Consider the following 19,389-nt stretch of genomic DNA (forward strand, 5'->3'; position numbering starts at 1 on the left):
GAAAATAAAGGAAGGGATTGGCGAAATGCCTCCAAAGCGAATAAAAAAAATCCAGATAGAGAGACTAAATATAACAAGAGGTGATCCATCATTATATTAGAAAAGAGGCGTGTTTTTTGTGAATCAATCAAATTGTGATTTTTCACCAATGAAACAAACGGTAAAAGAAGAACTTAGTCAAGTCATCATGTCCATACAGCACAGTATAGAATTAATGGATACAGAATCAAATTGTCTGCTTGGAGATTTTGAAAAAATCAAAGAGAAATTTATTACGATTGAAATGCAGGCTGCGACATTCTATTTAAATTGTTATTTGTCTCCGTTTACTGAAAAATACCCAGAGCTATCAAATTGCGTACAAAATATGTCTAAGAGAAGACATGGTGGGCTCATTGTGATTCAAAGAGAAGATGCACTTGAATCTTTCTTAAAACCTGGTATCCATATCGGCGCAGACTTAACGCATTCATTATTGGAATCTATTTTTTTCCCAGGAAATCCACTACATGATGGAGCTGTATTAGTGAGCCACAATAAAATTGTGTCAGCAGCAAATGTTCTTCCACTTTCAGATATTTATACTGGCGAAAAGAAACTAGGCACAAGACATCGAGCTGCAATCGGTTTAAGTGAACGAAGTGATGCACTTATTATGGTCGTGTCTGAGGAAACAGGAAGAATTTCATTTGCTTTTAATGGAAATTTGCATCCAATTACAACGCATGGAATTCTTTAAATTAAAAATATCTCTAATTCGAGATATTTCCCTTGCTTGTTTATCACTTGCGTGGTAAAGTGAGAGTACAATACAAAGCAGGGAGGACAAAAGTGATGCGAAAACATACACTGGGCTCACTTACATGGTTGCGTATGATGCGCTTTACAAATCAAAGTAATCAGCTATCCAATGACTTTTTAAAGCGCTTTGATTTAACAACCGCACAATTTGATGTATTAATTCAAATCAAAACATATGCACCGTTAACGCAATCAGCGTTAGCAGAGAAAGTTACGGTTACGCAAGGTGGCATATCTCGGATGCTTGCTCGACTTGAAAAGGACGGTCTGATTGAGCGTAAGCAAAATTGGAAGACAAAAACAATTTCGTTAACGTTAAAGGGTGAGCAGATGATTGATGCAGCGACACCAAGTCAGCTTCACTTTCAATCCTCATTTTTTGAAGATGTATTAACAGAAGAAGAGCTGAAATCATTATATACACTCATGTCAAAGATAGAAAAGCATAGCCGAGAAAAGAAATTACCACTCGTGTGATTTTTTTTACACCATCACTTGCTTAGTCAAGTGAAAATAAGGAGGAAGCACTTATGCAAAAATTAAGTGGACATCATCATATTTCAATGTTAACAAAAAATGGAAAACAAAATAACGGTTTTTATACAAAAGTCCTTGGCTTACGTCGTGTGAAAAAAACTGTCAATCAGGATTCACCGTCTATGTACCACTTATTTTATGGAGATTTAACAGGCGCTGCTGGAACTGAATTATCCTTTTTCGAAATGCCTGTTGCTGGCCGTACAGTACGTGGGACAAATGCGATTACACGCATTGGCTTATTAGTACCAAACTATGAAAGTTTAGTTTTTTGGAAAAATCGTTTTGAGCTCCTAGAGGTGCAACATAGTGAGATTACGATATATGCGGGTAAAGATGCCTTGTTTTTTGAGGATCATGAAGGCTTGCGAATGGTGCTATTAAATCACCACAATCAAGAGACACCTACCGATTGGCAAGCATGGGAAAGTTCAGATATCCCTGTGGAGCATCGCATTTTAGGTATGGGTACAGTAGAAATGACAGTACGTTATTTAAGTCGTACAGTGACTTTACTACAAGAACTATTTCATTATACAGTTGTCACTGAAAATGAAAAAGAAGCTCGCCTTCAATCTATTGCAGGGGAAACACTTGGCGAGATTGTCGTTAAAGAACTGGAGGGACCAAGTGAAAAACCTGGTCGAGGAAGTATTCACCACCTAGCTTTACGTGTAGCAACAGTGGAAGAACTTCAAGAATGGGATGCCTTAATTAAAGCGCGCGGTTTAGAAAGCACAGGCGTTGTAGACCGCTATTATTTCCAAAGTCTTTATTTTAGAGATCGTAATAACATTCTATTTGAAATGGCAACAGACGGTCCAGGGTTTACCGTGGATTCTCCTGTAGAAGATCTTGGCAAAGAGCTTGATTTGCCTCCATTTTTAGAGGAAAAACGAGCTGAAATTGAAGCAATTTTAGAACCATTAGATTAAAGGAGAGAACAATAATGGAAAAATATCGTATAGACCAATCAAAAGGGATTGAATTTGGACTTTATTCGTTAGGGGACCATATTCCAAATCCATTAACAGGTGAACGAATTTCTGCACAGCAACGTCTTCAAGAGCTAATCGAAGCAAGTCAATTAGCAGAGCAGGCAGGCATTGATGTATTTGGAGTTGGTGAAAGTCACCAATCGTATTTTACAACACAGGCACATACGGTCGTTTTAGGAGCGATTGCACAAGCAACGAAAAAAATTAAAATAGCAAGCTCTGCAACGGTGCTGAGTGTATCTGACCCTGTACGGGTATATGAGGATTTTGCGACGATTGATTTAATTTCAGATGGACGTGCGGAAATTGTTGCTGGGCGAGGTTCTCGCGTCGGTGCCTATCACTTACTTGGCGTCGAACTTCAGGATTATGAAGAAATTTTTGAGGAAAAGTTGGAACTACTAAAAAAGATTAATGACGAAGAGCTTATCACTTGGGAAGGGCAATACCGTGCACCTCTTCACAATGCTCAAATTTTGCCACAACCGAAAGATGGCTCTCTTCCAATTTGGCGTGCGGTGGGGGGACCACCTGCCAGTGCCATTAAAGCAGGATATATGGGTATCCCGATGATGTTAACAACATTAGGAGGGCCAGCCGTGAACTTTAAACCATCTGTTGATGCCTATCGTGAGGCGGCAGAACGAAGTGGTTTTGATGCACAAGAATTACCAATTGCTACAACAAGCTTATTTTATGTAGCTGACACAACAAAAGAAGCATTACAAGGTATGTACCCACATATTAATGGTGGCTTCCAGGCAATTCGTGGCGGTGGCTATCCAAAGCAGCAATTTGCTCAAGCTACCGATACACGAGATGCACTGATGGTCGGTAGTAAGGAAGAAATTATCGAAAAGATACTCTTTCAATATGAGCTTTATGGTATGCAACGTTTTATGGCACAAATAGATTTTGGTGGTGTACCATACGATAAAATTATGAAAAACATCGAAATCATTGGCAATGATATATTACCAGCGATTAAAAAATATACAGCAAATTAAGGAGATCACTACATGAAAATCGTAGCACTAGCCGGTTCAATTGTCGGCTCTAAAACAAAAACAGCGATGTCAAAAGTCGTTGAAATGCTTCACCAAAAATACCCCGAGCATGAAGTAACGTTACTTGATCTCGCTGACTACAATATGGAATTTAGCGATGGTCGAAACTATTTTGAATACGAGGGCGACACAAAATATGTAGCAGAAACAATTATGGCTACTGATGCACTAATTATTGGCACACCAACATTTCAAGCATCAATTCCTGCAACTTTAAAAAATATTTTTGACTTACTACCTGTAGATGCCTTCCGAGATAAAACTGTGAGTACAGTCGTTACTGCGGGCACATCTAAGCATTATTTAATGGTGGAACAGCAATTAAAACCGATTCTTGCTTATATGAAAGCACATATTGTACCGACCTATGTTTTTATAGAAGAAAAGGATTTCTTACGTAAAGAAATTTTCAATGATGACGTTCTTTTCCGCTTAGAGCGTTTGGCTGAGGATACAGTTATGGTAGCCGATGCTTTCGCAGAAATTCGTGCAAAAAAAGATGCGGAGTATGGCTTTTAGAGGTGAAAGTATTTCTAATAGATTTTAATTCAATAGACGCTGCATGAGGATTTTCCTCTTGCAGCGTTGTTTTATATTAATTGTTTGCCCACGTAAACCACCGTGCATGACCGTCCGGTTGATCCATTGTGCGAACTGTTGTTATTTCTGTTTGATGAATAAAGTCTTGATGCAGTTGGTAATCAAACAAATTATTATAACAATGATAAAGTGGTCTTTGCTTGCTTATTTCTTGTAAGCATTCTATCAATTCAAGTCGTAACGCACTAGGTATTTGATTTGCAACATGTGTATGGTAGACAACCAAAATGGCTTGTTGATCAATAGTACTACTAATCTCTTTTAAGATGTTAATGGCATCGCCTCTTAAAAGTTGTATATCAAATCCTTTTAAAATAGGGATTGCTTTATTTAACATGGAACGTCGTTCATGATGTTCAGGCCAAATTAACGCCTGTAGCCAACGAAGTTCTGCCTCATTATGGACATCAATTGGATTTAAATCAATGCCGATACGCTGACCAACAATAATTGAATTACTAATGGAATGTGGTAATTCTTCACCTTGATTATCCGAGGTCAATACTAGGTCACTTGCTGAATTTATTACAGATAATTTTCGATTATAGGTATAGTTATATTGATCCATGCCCAGCTGCAAGCCCGCACTTGCGCCAATTTCTAGAAAAGCGCGCGGCTTTTGATGTTTTGCATAAATTTCTGTCATCGTCGGATAAAGGTACGCGCAGCGACGAATTTCATTTGTTTGCACAAGCTTTGCCTGCATGATAACCTTCAATTCATCTAAGTGAGAAAGTACGAACTTTGGTGTACAGCTGCCAACAATAAATTAGGGACAGGTTGCCCTTGAGGTACATAACGTGCAATTGTCAATATTTCTTCGTCATCTGCAATTGTATAGGCCAAATGCTCGTAAAGTGGACTTGAGTTTTCACATTCATTTTTTGCGAAAGTACGGAACTGTTGGCTTAGTTTAGCTAGCATCATAGTTTCTCCCCTTTGTTTTAAAATGAACTCTCTAGTCTTAAGTGTATTATTGTTAAACAATTTAGTAAATTTAGGAGCTTGCATTAAAATTTCGAATTAAAATGAATAATGAATACTGAGAGAATGGCGAACATTTTTGGTAGGAGCGTAAGGCGGCGGCTTCAGCGGGAAAAGCAAGCGAACTGTGAGCCTGGACTGAGCGTAACGAAGCAAGTGGATCGGTGCTTGCCTGCGGAAAGCGTCTGCCTGTAGTGGAATACCAATGTGATATGAACAATTACTATAATTTCTTTAATAATATTCGTCTTTATTGATATAATTTATTTGCACAATTTATTTAATCGTGTGGAAGCAAACGTCAAAGGGAGTGTAAATGATATGGTGTTTTCTTTTTTTAAGAAAAATAAAGAGCCACAACAATTGAAAAATAGAGTGGAGTTTTGCATAACGAACTTATCACTTGGTGCAGCAGATGCCTATGATGTATTAATGGAGCGACCAGATATTGAAATTGAAGAATCAGGCTGTACATCGCACTGTGAAGTTTGCGAGCAAGGTATATTCGCTATTGTCAATGGAGAAGTGATTACGGCGGATGATGCTGAGACATTAGTGCAAGCAATAGATGAGGAAATTAAGCTAAATCCTCTTTGAGAGCACATTATAGCGGGTAGTGATGACGATGGATGATAGAAAGGTACTAGAGTGTATTTACGAAAATCGAAGAAAATGACTGGCGGATGTTCATCAATACGTTTGTTAGGAGACTGGTTGTGAATGTCAACCTAGGTTGTTCTTATTAAAAGAGACTGTGACATGTAATTCATAAATCACAGTCTCTTTACTTTGTTAATGATCTGTAAAGTCGGTACTTAATTACCAACCTCTATTATATTGCACGGGTGGTGTCACTTCTTCGCCTAATTCCTTTGCAGCATGTAGTGGCCAATAGGGTTCACGTAATAGCACACGACCTAAGAAAATCAAGTCGGCACGATTATTTTGTAAAATTTCCTCTGCTTGAATAACGGTTGTAATAAGACCAACTGCACTTGTTGGAATATCAGCACCTTGCTTAATCATTTCAGCATGTGGCACTTGATAACCTGGGAACACATGGATGTTGGCTTGAACGACGCCACCTGTTGAGACATCGACTAAATCGACAGCCTGTGATTTCATCCAGCGACTGAATACGATAAAATCTTCCATTGTTGTGCCATCCTCGGCATAGTCTTCAGCGGAAACACGAACGAGCAGTGGGCCATCCCAAACACTACGAATTGCATCAATAACTTGGCGCAATAAACGATAGCGATTTTCCTGTGAGCCACCGTATACATCGGTGCGCTTGTTTGCTGCTGGAGATAAAAATTCACTAATTAAATAGCCATGTGCCCCATGAATCTCAAGTGCATCAAAACCAGCTTTACTCGCACGAATAGCTGCTTGTTTAAAAGCTTCAATAACTTTTTCGATATCTTCTATTGTCATTTCAGTTGGTGTTTTATAGGCATCACTAAACGCAATGGCAGATGGTGCAAATATCTCTCCTTCAATTGATGCTTTACGGCCTGCATGTGCAAGTTGTATCGCTGTTGTTGCTCCATATGCTTTCATCCCATCCACTAACTGTGTTAAACCTTCAACATGAGCATCATCCCAAATACCAAGATCTTTGTTTGAAATACGCCCTTCAGGTACTACACTTGTAGCCTCCACAACGATTAATCCTACTTGGCCAGCTGCGCGTGTTGCGTAATGCACAACATGAAATGGTGTCACTAATCCATCGTCCTGAGCAGAGTACATACACATCGGTGCCATGACGATACGATTTTTTAAAGAAATATTTTTTAATTGATATGGGTCGAATAATTTAGTCAATGCAAAGTCCCCCTAATCCCTAGTAGTTAACTCTATTTTGCATGGATTACTTGCTTTTTGCAAGTGAACGAGATCGGGCTTCCGCTTCTTTGATGCATGCGGTAATGGCTTCATTAAATTGGTATTGTTCAAGCGCTTTAATGCCGGCTTCCGTTGTACCACCTGGGCTTGTGACTTTTTTACGTAGTACATCAGGTTCATCAACAGATTGTTTTAGCATTTCAGCAGTACCAGCAAGGGTTTGCGTCATCAGTAGTCGTACAGTATCTTTTGTAAGACCCACCTCTGTACCGACACGTTCAAAGGCTTCCATAAGGTAATAAATATAAGCTGGGCCACTTCCAGAAAGTGCAGTAACGGCATGTAGCTGGTCTTCTTCGACTTCAATGACTGATCCAACGGCCTCTAATAATTGCAGAAACATGGTACGATGTTCAGCTGAAACTTTATCGTTAAATGCAATGCCGCTTGCTGACATCCCAATCGTTGCAGAAGTATTAGGCATTACACGTGCTACCGGGCGCAAGCCTAAATCTTCTGTTATAGTGTTAATGGCAATACCAGCTAAAATAGATAGAATAGCCGTGTGTTGGGAAATTTTTGGTTTCAGTTCTTGCATGGCAACAGTGGCATCCTTTGGTTTCATCGCTAAAATGATTAAATCCGCCTGCATATAAATGTCATTATCAATCAAATAGTTCACGCCGTATGAGTTGTGTAAGAATTGTAGGCGCTCTTTATCTGAGCGATTGGTGACATATATCTCTTGCGCTATGAATACCTTCTGCTTAATCCAGCCTTGTATTAATGCTTCTGCCATTGAGCCTGCGCCAATAAATAGTATTTTTTTCATATGAAAAACCTCCAGTTCAAAATAAAAAGCGCTCTCGTCCTTACATAGAAGGACGAAAACGCTGTCGTTTCCGCGGTACCACCTTTGTTTGCCAATTGGCACAACTCATAGCCCTTTTATCGCAAGGGGGACGGTTATGTTGTCATAACTGCTCAGAAGTAGGTTCGGTAATGGGAGTGGGTGATGTTACTTGCAGCAAATGTAACACTCTCTAGAACACCTTCACCAACTACGTACTTGGCTTCCTCAACGCACATAAATAATTAGATTATTCAAAATTATATTGATAATACGTCCTCCTGTCAACAGGAGGGTGACGAAAGGAAGAAAAACTTGTAAAATAGAATGAATCGGTATTCATAAGTAGCATTTAAGGGGGAAACAGCTTTGTCTATACACAAAATTGAAATACCAACACCCTATGAAGTAGGAGATGTTAATGCATTTGTTGTCAAAGGGGATGCACTAACAATTTTTGATGTTGGTCCAAAAACAATGGAAGCATATGATGCTCTGAAATGGGGCATTCGGGCAGCTGGTTTTCAGTTGCAAGATATTGAACAGGTTGTGTTAACCCATCATCACCCAGATCATGCAGGTTGGGTGGATGCGTTTCCGCATGCAGAGATTTTAGGGCATGCCTATAACGATAAATGGCTACGTCATGACGAAGAATTTTTACGTTATCATGAACAGTTTTATAGTGAGTGTTTGTTTGAACATGGTGTCCCTCGTGAATATATTCAACCTAGTGTCCATGTACGTCGTGAATTAGAGCTCGTAGGGGAACGACCGTTGACACAAATTTTAAATGACGGTGATGAAGTACCTGGACATCCTGGATTACAGGCGTTTGAAACATTAGGACATGCGCAAAGTCATTTTATTTTTTGGGATGAAAAATCACATAATGTTATTGGTGGTGATTTACTGCTTGAAAAGATTACACCGAATCCATTAATTGAACCACCATTAGATCGTTCAATAGGGCGCACGAAATCGTTATTGCAATATAATGCATCACTTGCAATTCTGCGCCAATTACCCGTAAAAACAATGTATACAGGGCATGGTGCAGATTTACAAGATATTCCACGTTTAATCGATAAGCGACTTGAACGCCAACATCAGCAATCACTGAAGGTTTTAGAGTTGTTCGGCGAAGATCAGTTAACAGTCGTGCAAATGACACAACGTTTATATCCAGCCATTTTTCAGCATAAACTTGGTCTAACGCTTTCTAAAACACTGGGTCATATAGACTACTTAGAGGCAAACCACCTTGTGACATCTATGAAAAATGATGAAGGTGTCAATCTGTTTAAACGAAAGTAGGTTTATACATGAAAATGAATAAAAAGACAATCTTTGTTACTGGTGCCACTAGTGGCGTAGGATTGAAAATTACAGAATTATTAGTTGCACAGGGTCATTTGGTCTATGCTACAGGACGCAATGCAGTAGCTTTAAAAACACTAGAACGATTAGGCGCTAATGTTATCCAAGCTGATTTAACAACACTTACAGCAATTGACGAAGTTTGTGCACAGTTACCAACGCTTGATGTAGCTATTCTTTCCGCGGGGGTTGGTAAGTTTGGCATTGCACCAGCGTTATCGGATGAGGCTATTACTCAAATGGTGGAACTCAATGTCAGTGTGCCAATTTACTTAGCAAAACGTATAGCAGCTCCTATGATAGAATGTGGGCGGGGCCAGCTTATTTTCATTGGTTCACAGGCAGGGAAGGTAGCAACACCAAAGGCTAGTGTTTACGCAGCAACAAAGCACGCTATTGTTGGTTTTACAAACGGCCTGCGTATGGAACTAGCACCATATAATGTCAAAGTTACTGCGATTCATCCTGGCCCTATTGATACACCTTTTTTAGATAAGGTAAATGATGAAAGTGGTTATCGAGCGTCTTTGGGTAGATTTTTACTCACGCCTGAAGAAGTTGCACAAGCTACGATAAAAACAATTGAACGCCCTGTACGAGAGGTTAATTTACCACGTATTATGGGATTATCGAGTAAGTTGTATGCTTTAGCGCCGGCCACAATTGAATTTTTAGGTAAGCCATTTTTTAATAAGAAATAACTATAACAGCTTAGATGATGCCTTACTTACTAGAGGAGTCGTTTCAATTGATTTTTGAGACGGCTTCTCTTTTTCGTTAGTAGATCATTTTTTTATATTGTATACATTAGCGTGATTAGGAATTAATCGTATTTTCGAGTAAAAAGATTTACTGTTCCAACAGTAGCTAAAAACATGTAATGACTGACTTTTATGATTAAACACAAAAGTCTATTTTTTTATAAAAATACACTTGTTTTTATTTTTATAACATGATACTATTCGTGTATAAACTTTTAACAGAATGTATAAACATACATATTCTAAAGAGCAATTGGAGGCGCATTTTTTCATGGTAAATAAAAAAGTAGTATTAGCATACTCAGGCGGTCTTGATACTTCGGTAGCAATTCCTTGGTTAAAAGAACAAGGTTGGGACGTTATCGCAGTTTGTCTTGACGTTGGTGAAGGAAAAGATCTTGAATTCATTAAAAACAAAGCGCTTCAAGTGGGTGCAGTTGAGTCTTACATGGTGGATGCAAAGGACGAATTCGCAGAAAATTATGCACTAGTATCTTTACAAGCGCATACTTGGTATGAACAAAAATATCCATTAGTATCGGCTTTATCTCGTCCACTTATTTCAAAAAAATTAGTGGAAATCGCCAACCAAGTGGGCGCGGACGCAGTTGCTCACGGTTGCACAGGTAAAGGGAATGACCAAGTGCGTTTCGAAGTTTCAATTAAAGCATTGAACCCCGATTTAGAAGTTTTAGCACCTGTTCGTGAATGGGGCTGGAGCCGTGATGAGGAAATCGAATACGCAGCGAAACACAATGTACCAATTCCTGCAACACTTGATTCTCCGTTTTCAATCGATCAAAATCTATGGGGCCGTGCAAATGAAGCAGGCGTAATGGAAGATCCTTGGGTAGCACCACCAGAAGAAGCTTACGGTTTAACAGTTTCTGTAGAACAAGCACCAAACGTAGCACAATATGTAGAAATCGAATTCGTAGCTGGTAAACCTGTTGCTTTAAACGGCAAAGAAATGAAACTAGCTGATTTAATTCAAGAATTAAATGCAGTTGCTGGCGCACACGGTGTTGGCCGTATCGATCACGTAGAAAACCGTTTAGTTGGTATTAAATCTCGTGAAGTGTACGAAATTCCAGGTGCAAAAGTACTGTTAACTGCCCATAAAGAGCTTGAGGATTTAACACTTGTAAAAGAATTAGCGCATTTTAAACCTGTAATTGAGAAAAAATTATCTGAATTAATCTATGATGGTTTATGGTTCTCACCATTACGTGATGCACTTGAAGCATTCTTAAAAGAGTCACAACAATATGTAAATGGTACTGTTCGAGTGAAACTTTACAAAGGCCACGCAATCGTTGAAGGACGTAAATCGCCAAATTCTTTATACAATGAAAAACTGGCAACTTACTCAAAAGAAGATGCATTCAACCATGCTTCAGCAGTTGGTTTCATCGAATTATGGGGCTTACCAACAGTTGTCAATTCTTCAGTAAATAAAAAATAGTCAAGAAAATTGTTTGGCACCGAACCGCTGCTTGCGAACCCGAGGGATTGCAAGTAGCGAGGAGCTAGACTAGAGCTAGACACAACGAAAAACCTAGGTGTGGTGTAGCAGCGCGCTGTACTGCACCTTTTCGATAAGTAATAAAGGAAAAGGTGAGCTGTTATGACAAAACTTTGGGGCGGACGTTTCCAAAAATCAGCAGAAGCATGGGTTGATGAGTTCGGCGCATCTATCGGCTTTGACCAACAACTTGTAATGGAAGACCTTGAAGGTAGTGTAGCGCACGTTACAATGCTTGGGGCAACGGGTATTTTACCAGCAGCAGATGTTGAGAGCATTCTTGACGGCCTTGCACAATTACAGGAAAAAGCAAGCGCAGGTGAGCTTGAATTTAGCGTTGCGCAAGAGGATATCCATTTAAACTTAGAAAAAATGTTGATTGATTTAATTGGCCCTGTTGGTGGGAAACTGCATACAGGTCGTAGCCGTAATGATCAAGTGGCAACGGATATGCATATTTTCTTGAAAAAACGTGTGCAGGAAGCAGTCGGCTTAATCGAGACATTCCAAAAAACGTTACTTGAAAAAGCACAAGAGCATGTTGAAACAATTGCTCCTGGCTACACACACTTACAACGTGCACAACCCATTTCGTTTGGCCATCATTTAATGGCGTACTTTTGGATGCTTGAACGCGATAAGCAACGCTTTACAGAGTCTGTAAAACGCATTGATATACTACCTTTAGGTGCTGGAGCGATGGCAGGGACAACTTTCCCAATCGACCGTCTAAAATCTGCGGAGCTACTTGGTTTTTCACAAGTGTATGCAAACTCAATGGATGCGGTAAGCGACCGTGATTTTATCGTAGAATTTTTAAGTAATTCTTCATTACTAATGGCCCATTTATCGCGTTTTGCTGAGGAAATTATCCTTTGGTCAACAGATGAATTCAAATTTATAGAGCTAGACGATGCGTTTTCAACCGGCTCTTCGATTATGCCACAAAAGAAAAATCCTGATATGGCAGAGTTAATTCGCGGAAAAACTGGTCGCGTTTACGGTAACTTAATGGGCTTATTAACAGTGTTAAAAGGTACACCGTTAACGTACAACAAAGATATGCAGGAAGACAAAGAAGGCATGTTCGATACCGTGCATACCATTCTTGGCTCATTGAAAATCTTTGAAGGTATGATACGCACGATGTCTGTCAACACTGAGCGTCTGCACAAGGCAGTACACTCAGACTTCTCAAATGCAACGGAACTTGCGGATTACCTTGCAACAAAAGGGATGCCATTCCGTGAAGCACATGAAGTAACGGGCAAACTAGTCTTTACATGTATTCAAAAGGGTATCTATTTATTAGATTTACCAATTGAAGACATGAAAAAAGAAAGTAAGCTCATTGAAGCGGATATTTACGATGTGCTAGCGCCTGAAGCGGCTGTTCGCCGTCGTCATTCATTGGGTGGAACTGGCTTTGATCAAGTAAAGATCCAAATTGAAAAAGCCAAGGAGTGCCTGGCATCCACACAATTTACACACAATTCATAACTTTGCGTGCATGTCCTCGTGACTTTTGCATAGAACTTCATTAAAGCTGTCCCGTGAGGCACTATGAACAAACCATTTCCTTTTTCGCTGGAGCCAGAGGGTGACACGAAAAAGAGCACCTTACATATGTGAAGGACAATCCCCAATTCTGGAGACGCGGAATTGGGGTTTTTGTATAAAAAATTTACTTAGCTTAAAACTGGGAGGTATTTGAAATGACTGAACGTTTTACAAAGGGGGTTAGTAACGATTAAACAATATATCACTGAAGAAGAAGCCACTCACATGGTAGAATCAGACGCACTTTCTGATATAGCGCCAGATTTACGCAAGATGATTATTGAGTTTGCCTATGGTGATATCTATTCACGACCAGGGCTAGATGCAAAAAAACGTGCACTTGTCGTGATAACTGCAGTTGTTACACAAGGTGCTACACCACAAACAAAAACACATATTACAAGAGGCTTACATGCAGGTTTAACACCAACAGAGATTGTGGAAGCGCTGTTGCAATTAGTGCCATACATTGGCTTTCCGCGTGTGCAAAATGCACTTACGATAGCACAGCAAGTTTTTCAAGAAAAGCAACTAACGGTAAAATAGTAGTGATAATAGCACGAGGCGTAGAACTATGTGCTGTTTTGGTTTAAGGTGATCGATACAATGCTAAACGGAGATAAATCGCTAAACCAGTAAATCCACATTTTAATGCGATAAAAGTTTAACAAAATACTGAAATAAAAAAATTGTGAATAACGTGTATGACTTCAATAAATAGCGCTCATACTGTTAAAGGTTACACTTATTCATCTATTGTGATGAGGAGGATGCAGAATGAGTAGTCCAACACCAGTAGACAAAGAATCTCAGGAAAGTCCGCCACAGCTGTATAAGGTGGAGCTTCAAAAAACTCAATGAATTGGTAACACAGAGCTTACTCTGTCTTGCTATATCTTGAGGTCTGAAGCAGAAGCCGAACAGTAACAATCAACTAGAGGTAATAAGTGTCCTCGGACCCAGAATGATTCTGGGTCTTTTTTTTATGTTTTTCCAAATTTATTTGACTTTACGTGTAAAACTGTATTACTCTATGTATGACAGATTCTGTTTGGTATAATGCAATACAGATGGGAGGGGAAATGATGCACATTCATTTAGATACAAGCAGTGAATTACAGCTATATAAACAATTGGCGAATCAGCTGATTGAGTTAATTGCCATGGGGGAGCTGAAAAATGGTGATACATTGCCTTCTGTTCGAACAATGGCTGCAGATTTAGGCATTAACGTTAGTACAGTTAGTAAAAGTTACCATGAGCTTGAAGTCAAAGGGCTCATTGCATTAAAGCCAAAAGCAAAGGCTATCATTATAGGTGGACAACAGCGGGAGATAGAGGAAGGCGAAATAGAAAAAGCGTTAAAGCCCATTGTAGCAGAGGCCTATGCACGTGGTCTTGAAAAAGATCAAATCACGACGCTTTTCAATCGCATTTTAAAACAATGGAAGTAGGGATTCGTTGCGTTTTGAATTAGCTATTTTTATTTTTTTGACAATCTTACAAGCCATGACACCTTATTTCACAAGAAAAACGGCAGTGTTTGGTGTTTCCATTCCAGAACCTTTTGTACAACATCACCAACTACTAAAATTTAAAAAGCAATATAGTATGTGGTTGGGAAGTCTTGGTGGCGTTTTTACGTTACTACAAATCATATTACTTTTTACATCTATCTCAGAAGAAACATGGATTTTTATATCATTCATCCTGCTTTATATGATGCTGATATTATCATCACTATTGTATATGGTCTATCATGCCAGAACGAAGAAGTTGAAGCAAAAAGAGGATTGGGAGGGTCATGTAAAGACTGTGCATGTTATGGATGTTTCGTTGCGAGCACAAGATGAGACCTTACTACCAATTTTCTATACAGTACCAATAATCATTACGTTAGCACTAATAACGTATACATATATGCATTACGCTACAATTCCTGATGTGTTCGCTACACATTGGAATGCCCAGGGGGAGATAGACGGTTGGACAGAGAAGACTTGGATTTCTGTCATTGAGTTACCACTTCTTTTGCTTGGTATGCAACTTACGTATTTACTATTGGGTATAGGTATGAAAGGTGCCAAGATACAATTAAGTGCACAGGAAAAGGAAGCATCAGCTAATCGAGAACGTCATCAGAGAAAATATGGAAGTTGGTATTTAGCAGCTATTAATTTAGGTGTTACCATTTTGTTGGTTGTTTTACAGTATACAACAATCATTTTGCAAAACGAAACAGCCTCTTATTTTTTCCCTCTTTTTATCGGTTTCGTGATGTTAACATTTGGCGGGCTACTGCTCTTTATTTGGCGAATCAGTAAAAGTAATGAGCGTTTTGATACGATTAATACAAATGAAACGGTCCCAGGGGATGAACTGTACTGGAAGTGGGGTATTTTTTACATAAAAAAGGATGATCCAGCGCTACTTATACAAAAAAAATTTGGTATTGGCTGGACAGTTAATCTTGGGAATAAATGGAGTTTTGTCATTATACTTCTTACATTGTTACCTATATTATTAATCATTTTTATATAAGGGAGGAAATGTTATGAAAAAACTTTTAGTAGTATGCTTTATCGCATTATTATTAGTTGCCTGTACGCAAAAAGAAAAGGAAACTCATGTCGATAAGACAGAGGAGGTCAATGACATGAATGAACAGTTAATAGGGAAATGGGCAGGTGATATCGAGATTCCAAACGGTCCGCTAGCAATTATTGTGGACTTACAAAAAAACGGTGGTTCGTTTTCCGTGCCAGCGCAAGGTTTAAGTAATTATCCATTTAAAAGCGTGAAGTATGACGGTAATCAGGTAAGTGTCTCCATCAACTTAAATGGCTCAGCTATTAAAATTGATGGTGCATTAAAGGGACAGCAAATCGAAGCTACTTTCAATCAAAATGGTGGGAAATTCACACTTTTATTAAAACCATATGAAGAACAGCCCGTATCTTACGAGACAATCACAGTCCCTGTTAATAATGGTGATTTAACAGTGGCGCTTCAAAAGACTAGTAAGAAGCCGTCACCAGTAGTGCTTATTTTAGCAGGTTCTGGTCCAACAGATAAGGATGGTAATTCAGCGATTGCTGGTGAAAATAATAGTTTAAAAATGCTTGCCGAAGGATTAGCGAACGAAGGTGTTGCTACTGTTCGATACGATAAACGTGGTATTGGTGATAATCTGTCCTTGTTGACAAAGGAAGAGGATGTGTCAATCAATCAATACGTAGACGATGCTGTGCAAGTGATTAATACCCTTTTAGCAGATAAAGCCTATTCTAGCGTTCACATTATTGGACATAGTGAGGGCTCTCTTATTGGCATGCTCGCGGCACACAAAACAAGTGTAGAGTCTTTCGTATCAATTGCAGGGGCAGGTAGACCGATTGATGAAATATTAGAAGAGCAATTAGCAGGTCAGTTAACGCCAGCATTAATGAAAGAAACAACGAATATTCTTAGTTCGTTAAAAAAAGGTTTGCTCGTAGAAAATGTTTCTCCAGAGCTACAAACTTTGTTTAGACCTTCTGTGCAACCTTACATGATGTCTTGGTTAAAATATAATCCAATTAGTGAACTTCAAAAACTCAATAGCCGAGTTTTAATTATTCAAGGAACAACTGATATTCAAGTGAAAGGGACAGATGCTGAAGCATTAAAGAATGGAAAAAAGGACGCTGAACTGTTATCTGTTGAGGGGATGAATCACGTCTTGAAAACGGCACCAGCAGATCGCGAGGACAATTTAGCGACGTATGCAAATCCAGCATTGCCACTACATCAGGACTTACTACCAGCTATTCACAGATTTATTGTCAGTGACTAGTTGTGAAATTTCACGCTTACGGAGTGGTTATAATTAGGGGAATCTCGTCGTATTGATTGGTCTCACGGTTTGCACTTTCGTATAAGCAAATGGAGTATCGTTTTAAGTAAGTAAAGAGCAAAGAAGAAGCATGCTTAGATTCCATAGTCTGAGCATGCTATTTTTGCGTTCAGTAAGCTCAAGGAGCAGAGAACGTACTGCATCTAATATTGGTGCCCAACAGACCTTCTTCGAAAATCAGGATGTGCATCATGATTTATCCCAGCATGATATCGCGATGATATTATCTATTCCCATAGGTACGGTTAAATCGAGGCTACATAAGGCCATGAAGTTTTTAAAAGTGGAACTAAAGGAGGATTTTGATGCTAAATGATGAATTTCACAAAGACCCCCAATTAACAAAACAGCTTAGATCAATATGAAGTGGTAATACCAAATCAACTAATCAATTTTAAGAAAAGTCGTTGGCAGCGCTTCATTCAATATTTAGCTTATCCCACGAAAGACCCTTTGGAGCCAATCTGCACATCTTCAGTCGGATTTACTTTATTAAAATAGTACCTTTAGTATCAGCCATATTTATGACAATCCTGCAAATTTTACTGCAATAAAAATGACGGACTATTAACTTTCTCACTGCCACAATCATTAGGTTGTGGTATTTTTAATAAATGAATTAAAAATTTTTAATAATTTTGTTATATATGGTTAGTTTTTATGGAGGGAAAGGCTTGCAAATTTTTAAAAAATTTCAATGGCACAATACGATAAAAAGTCAACTTCGTAGAGGACACATTTTTATTACTTTTATCATTAGTTTATTTATTTTTATTCCTACTCTTTTTATCGAATATCAGCAAACCATTAAACATCAGAATGAAGAGATGACTAATTATTTAGACGCCCAAACCTATTTTTTTGAAAGCTGGTTAACGGAGCGATCAAGAGATATTCATACCATTGCCAATTTAGATTTTGTGAGAGGTTATAAATATGAAATATCCCGGTCTTTTTTTCAAGAGTTTAAAGAGCAATCAGATTTTGCTGATTTAATCTTTGTCAATAAAGAAGGTATTGTACAATTTGATACAGTTACCGAGTATCGTAAAAATGGTGTAGGCTTTGATGTGAATGATCGGAAGTATTTTCAAATCGCTAAGGAAAAGAAACAGCAATATATAACGGATATTCTAATTAGTAAAGTAACCAAGCAACCAATTATTGCTTTTGCTTCACCTATCCTGGATGAGGAACATCAATTTAATGGTGTTGTTTTTGGAACCGTCAATTTAAAAACAATCGATCAGTTATTACATGAATCAAGAGTTGGAATTTTGGGGCATGCATATATCGTCAATCAAGATGGGACATTGCTTACGGAATTCGAATCCAATAACAAAAAAAAGTTAGCAAATGACCAAAATCTAGATGTGTTAACGCAAAATTATTTGATTGATGAGCATATTCTTGCTACTGTTCAGGATCATTCTACACAAGCGCTCAATATCTACAAAGACACTAAGGGCGAATGGGTTTTGGCTAAAAACAAGCCGATTAATCAAGGGACATGGTACATTATTTCAGAAGTCAAAGTGCTGGAAACGTATATGCCATTGGTAAAAAGATTCGCGCTGTTAGCAATCTGTATTGTATTGGGCACTTTTTTCACCATTAAAATCATGCTGCTTATTAATAGTAGTATCGAGGAGCCGATTCAACAACTGCTTAAAGGAGTTGGACAAGTGAAACAAGGACACTACGATTATAAAATTAATGAACAACAGTTGGCACCTTATGCTAAAGAGTTTCAGGAGCTTTGTTCGTCCTTCAATGAAATGAGCGCAAAAGTAGAAGAAGATACAATTTTACTGAGGGAACTATCTATCACTTGCCAGCTGACGAAGTTATATAATCGTCGTTATCTGATTGAGCATGGGGAGCATGTATTTCACGAATGTGTCAAAAAAGAAAATCATTGTTCCTGTATAGCCATTGATATCGATTTTTTCAAAAAGGTAAATGATACTTATGGACATCTAATTGGTGATGAGGTGTTAAAGCATGTTGCTAAAATAATTACCGAATCCGTACGAAGTTTAGATATTGTAACCAGATACGGGGGAGAAGAATTTGTCATCTTGTCACCAGCTACATCCTTAGAAAGTTCTAAGAAAATAGCGGAAAAAATAAGGCAAAATGTTGAAGAACAGCCCTACAAAATGGCTGACCAATTGATTGAAATGACAGTAAGTATTGGCATTGCTGAATATACTTCATCTAGTGATATATCAACACTTTATGAACTGATTGATAAAGCCGACCAAGCCCTTTATGTCGCAAAAGAAAGTGGTCGAAATCAGCTTAGAGTGTATGATAGTGCTGGTAAAATTGCAGAGCGTTAGCAGTTGGATATAATGTTGGTGGTGCAACTTGAAAAAATTGCTAGCATTGCTTCGATAAAAGACTGACATTTTATAAATGACAACAAGCCCAGAGATTTTTCTGGGCTTTTTTCTTGGAAATGATTTTAGAAGAACTCCATTTCATCGCCGCTATATAGTAATACTACTTATTTCGAATGTTGAAGAAATTCAAATATATTTTCATTTTTTAATTTGAGAACGATTATCAATTAGA

Annotated in this window: 17 protein-coding genes and 2 pseudogenes; 16 read left to right on the forward strand and 3 right to left on the reverse strand. The window is 38.5% G+C overall.

Annotated features, from left to right (window positions below):
* Nucleotides 1-118: 118 nt before the first annotated feature.
* The 5 genes from cdaS to ACOMCU_RS09810 all read left to right on the forward strand — a co-directional run bounded on the left by cdaS (nt 119) and on the right by ACOMCU_RS09810 (nt 3,922).
* Nucleotides 119-739: a sporulation-specific diadenylate cyclase CdaS gene (gene cdaS / locus ACOMCU_RS09790; protein WP_421050060.1), complete on the forward strand. Its 621-nt coding sequence runs from the start codon at nt 119-121 to the stop codon at nt 737-739.
* 95 nt (nt 740-834) lie between these two features.
* Nucleotides 835-1,278: a MarR family winged helix-turn-helix transcriptional regulator gene (locus ACOMCU_RS09795; protein ID WP_421050061.1), complete on the forward strand. Its 444-nt coding sequence runs from the start codon at nt 835-837 to the stop codon at nt 1,276-1,278.
* A gap of 53 nt (nt 1,279-1,331) precedes the next feature.
* Entirely contained in the window at nt 1,332-2,273 is a 942-nt protein-coding gene (locus ACOMCU_RS09800) for a ring-cleaving dioxygenase (protein ID WP_421050062.1), read from the forward strand.
* A gap of 14 nt (nt 2,274-2,287) precedes the next feature.
* A complete protein-coding gene (locus ACOMCU_RS09805) occupies nt 2,288-3,343 on the forward strand; it encodes an LLM class flavin-dependent oxidoreductase (RefSeq protein WP_421050063.1) in 1,056 nt (351 codons plus the stop codon).
* Nucleotides 3,344-3,355: 12 nt separating this feature from the next.
* On the forward strand, nt 3,356-3,922 hold the full coding sequence (locus tag ACOMCU_RS09810) for an NADPH-dependent FMN reductase (protein ID WP_421050064.1): 567 nt from the start codon (nt 3,356-3,358) through the stop codon (nt 3,920-3,922).
* A gap of 76 nt (nt 3,923-3,998) precedes the next feature.
* On the opposite strand, the pseudogene ACOMCU_RS09815 reads toward ACOMCU_RS09810, so the two are convergent.
* Nucleotides 3,999-5,014 (reverse strand): annotated as a pseudogene (locus ACOMCU_RS09815) (DUF2332 domain-containing protein).
* Nucleotides 5,015-5,308: 294 nt separating this feature from the next.
* On the opposite strand from ACOMCU_RS09815, the gene ACOMCU_RS09820 reads away from it, so the two are divergent.
* Nucleotides 5,309-5,584: a DUF1450 domain-containing protein gene (locus tag ACOMCU_RS09820; protein ID WP_421050065.1), complete on the forward strand. Its 276-nt coding sequence runs from the start codon at nt 5,309-5,311 to the stop codon at nt 5,582-5,584.
* 222 nt (nt 5,585-5,806) lie between these two features.
* Here the strand turns inward: ACOMCU_RS09820 and namA are convergent, their stop codons facing one another.
* Together namA and proC are read right to left on the reverse strand one after the other, a co-directional pair.
* On the reverse strand, nt 5,807-6,817 hold the full coding sequence (gene namA, locus ACOMCU_RS09825; RefSeq protein WP_421050066.1) for an NADPH dehydrogenase NamA: 1,011 nt from the start codon (nt 6,815-6,817) through the stop codon (nt 5,807-5,809).
* Between the two features lie 46 nt (nt 6,818-6,863).
* On the reverse strand, nt 6,864-7,670 hold the full coding sequence (proC, locus tag ACOMCU_RS09830) for a pyrroline-5-carboxylate reductase (RefSeq protein WP_010859646.1): 807 nt from the start codon (nt 7,668-7,670) through the stop codon (nt 6,864-6,866).
* Between the two features lie 387 nt (nt 7,671-8,057).
* On the opposite strand from proC, the gene ACOMCU_RS09835 reads away from it, so the two are divergent.
* The 10 genes and pseudogenes from ACOMCU_RS09835 (at nt 8,058) to ACOMCU_RS09880 (ending at nt 19,154) form a co-directional block, all read left to right on the forward strand.
* Entirely contained in the window at nt 8,058-9,005 is a 948-nt protein-coding gene (locus ACOMCU_RS09835; RefSeq protein ID WP_421050067.1) for an MBL fold metallo-hydrolase, read from the forward strand.
* An 8-nt stretch (nt 9,006-9,013) separates the two neighbouring features.
* Nucleotides 9,014-9,769, forward strand: coding sequence for an SDR family NAD(P)-dependent oxidoreductase (locus tag ACOMCU_RS09840; RefSeq protein WP_421050068.1), 756 nt, complete (start codon nt 9,014-9,016; stop codon nt 9,767-9,769).
* Between the two features lie 331 nt (nt 9,770-10,100).
* The gene (locus tag ACOMCU_RS09845; RefSeq protein WP_010859643.1) at nt 10,101-11,294 is read left to right on the forward strand and encodes an argininosuccinate synthase; all 1,194 of its coding nucleotides are present in this window, start codon (nt 10,101-10,103) and stop codon (nt 11,292-11,294) included.
* A gap of 162 nt (nt 11,295-11,456) precedes the next feature.
* Nucleotides 11,457-12,854, forward strand: a complete 1,398-nt coding sequence (argH, locus tag ACOMCU_RS09850) for an argininosuccinate lyase (protein ID WP_421050069.1) — start codon at nt 11,457-11,459, stop codon at nt 12,852-12,854.
* Nucleotides 12,855-13,139: 285 nt separating this feature from the next.
* The gene (locus ACOMCU_RS09855; RefSeq protein ID WP_421050070.1) at nt 13,140-13,460 is read left to right on the forward strand and encodes a carboxymuconolactone decarboxylase family protein; all 321 of its coding nucleotides are present in this window, start codon (nt 13,140-13,142) and stop codon (nt 13,458-13,460) included.
* A 539-nt stretch (nt 13,461-13,999) separates the two neighbouring features.
* On the forward strand, nt 14,000-14,368 hold the full coding sequence (locus ACOMCU_RS09860; RefSeq protein ID WP_010859640.1) for a GntR family transcriptional regulator: 369 nt from the start codon (nt 14,000-14,002) through the stop codon (nt 14,366-14,368).
* Nucleotides 14,369-14,375: 7 nt separating this feature from the next.
* A complete protein-coding gene (locus tag ACOMCU_RS09865; protein ID WP_421050071.1) occupies nt 14,376-15,455 on the forward strand; it encodes a DUF1648 domain-containing protein in 1,080 nt (359 codons plus the stop codon).
* 13 nt (nt 15,456-15,468) lie between these two features.
* On the forward strand, nt 15,469-16,749 hold the full coding sequence (locus ACOMCU_RS09870; RefSeq protein ID WP_421050072.1) for an alpha/beta hydrolase: 1,281 nt from the start codon (nt 15,469-15,471) through the stop codon (nt 16,747-16,749).
* A 247-nt stretch (nt 16,750-16,996) separates the two neighbouring features.
* Nucleotides 16,997-17,125, forward strand: a pseudogene (locus ACOMCU_RS09875) (RNA polymerase sigma factor); the annotation flags it as partial.
* A 358-nt stretch (nt 17,126-17,483) separates the two neighbouring features.
* Nucleotides 17,484-19,154 carry a diguanylate cyclase gene (locus ACOMCU_RS09880; protein WP_421050073.1) on the forward strand — a complete coding sequence of 557 codons (1,671 nt, stop codon included), beginning with the start codon at nt 17,484-17,486 and terminating at the stop codon, nt 19,152-19,154.
* Nucleotides 19,155-19,389 lie beyond the last annotated feature (235 nt).

The organism is Lysinibacillus sp. UGB7 (genome assembly GCF_049058285.1).
Classification (GTDB): Bacteria; Bacillota; Bacilli; order Bacillales_A; family Planococcaceae; genus Lysinibacillus; species Lysinibacillus sphaericus_B.

Coding starts and splice junctions, on each gene's coding strand:
- ACOMCU_RS09795 (WP_421050061.1), top strand. CDS start 835: ATGCGAAAACATACACTGGGCTCACTTACATGGTTGCGTATGATGCGC.
- ACOMCU_RS09800 (WP_421050062.1), top strand. CDS start 1,332: ATGCAAAAATTAAGTGGACATCATCATATTTCAATGTTAACAAAAAAT.
- ACOMCU_RS09805 (WP_421050063.1), top strand. CDS start 2,288: ATGGAAAAATATCGTATAGACCAATCAAAAGGGATTGAATTTGGACTT.
- ACOMCU_RS09810 (WP_421050064.1), top strand. CDS start 3,356: ATGAAAATCGTAGCACTAGCCGGTTCAATTGTCGGCTCTAAAACAAAA.
- ACOMCU_RS09820 (WP_421050065.1), top strand. CDS start 5,309: ATGGTGTTTTCTTTTTTTAAGAAAAATAAAGAGCCACAACAATTGAAA.
- proC (WP_010859646.1), bottom strand. CDS start 7,670: ATGAAAAAAATACTATTTATTGGCGCAGGCTCAATGGCAGAAGCATTA.
- ACOMCU_RS09840 (WP_421050068.1), top strand. CDS start 9,014: ATGAAAATGAATAAAAAGACAATCTTTGTTACTGGTGCCACTAGTGGC.
- ACOMCU_RS09845 (WP_010859643.1), top strand. CDS start 10,101: ATGGTAAATAAAAAAGTAGTATTAGCATACTCAGGCGGTCTTGATACT.
- argH (WP_421050069.1), top strand. CDS start 11,457: ATGACAAAACTTTGGGGCGGACGTTTCCAAAAATCAGCAGAAGCATGG.
- ACOMCU_RS09855 (WP_421050070.1), top strand. CDS start 13,140: ATGGTAGAATCAGACGCACTTTCTGATATAGCGCCAGATTTACGCAAG.
- ACOMCU_RS09860 (WP_010859640.1), top strand. CDS start 14,000: ATGCACATTCATTTAGATACAAGCAGTGAATTACAGCTATATAAACAA.
- ACOMCU_RS09870 (WP_421050072.1), top strand. CDS start 15,469: ATGAAAAAACTTTTAGTAGTATGCTTTATCGCATTATTATTAGTTGCC.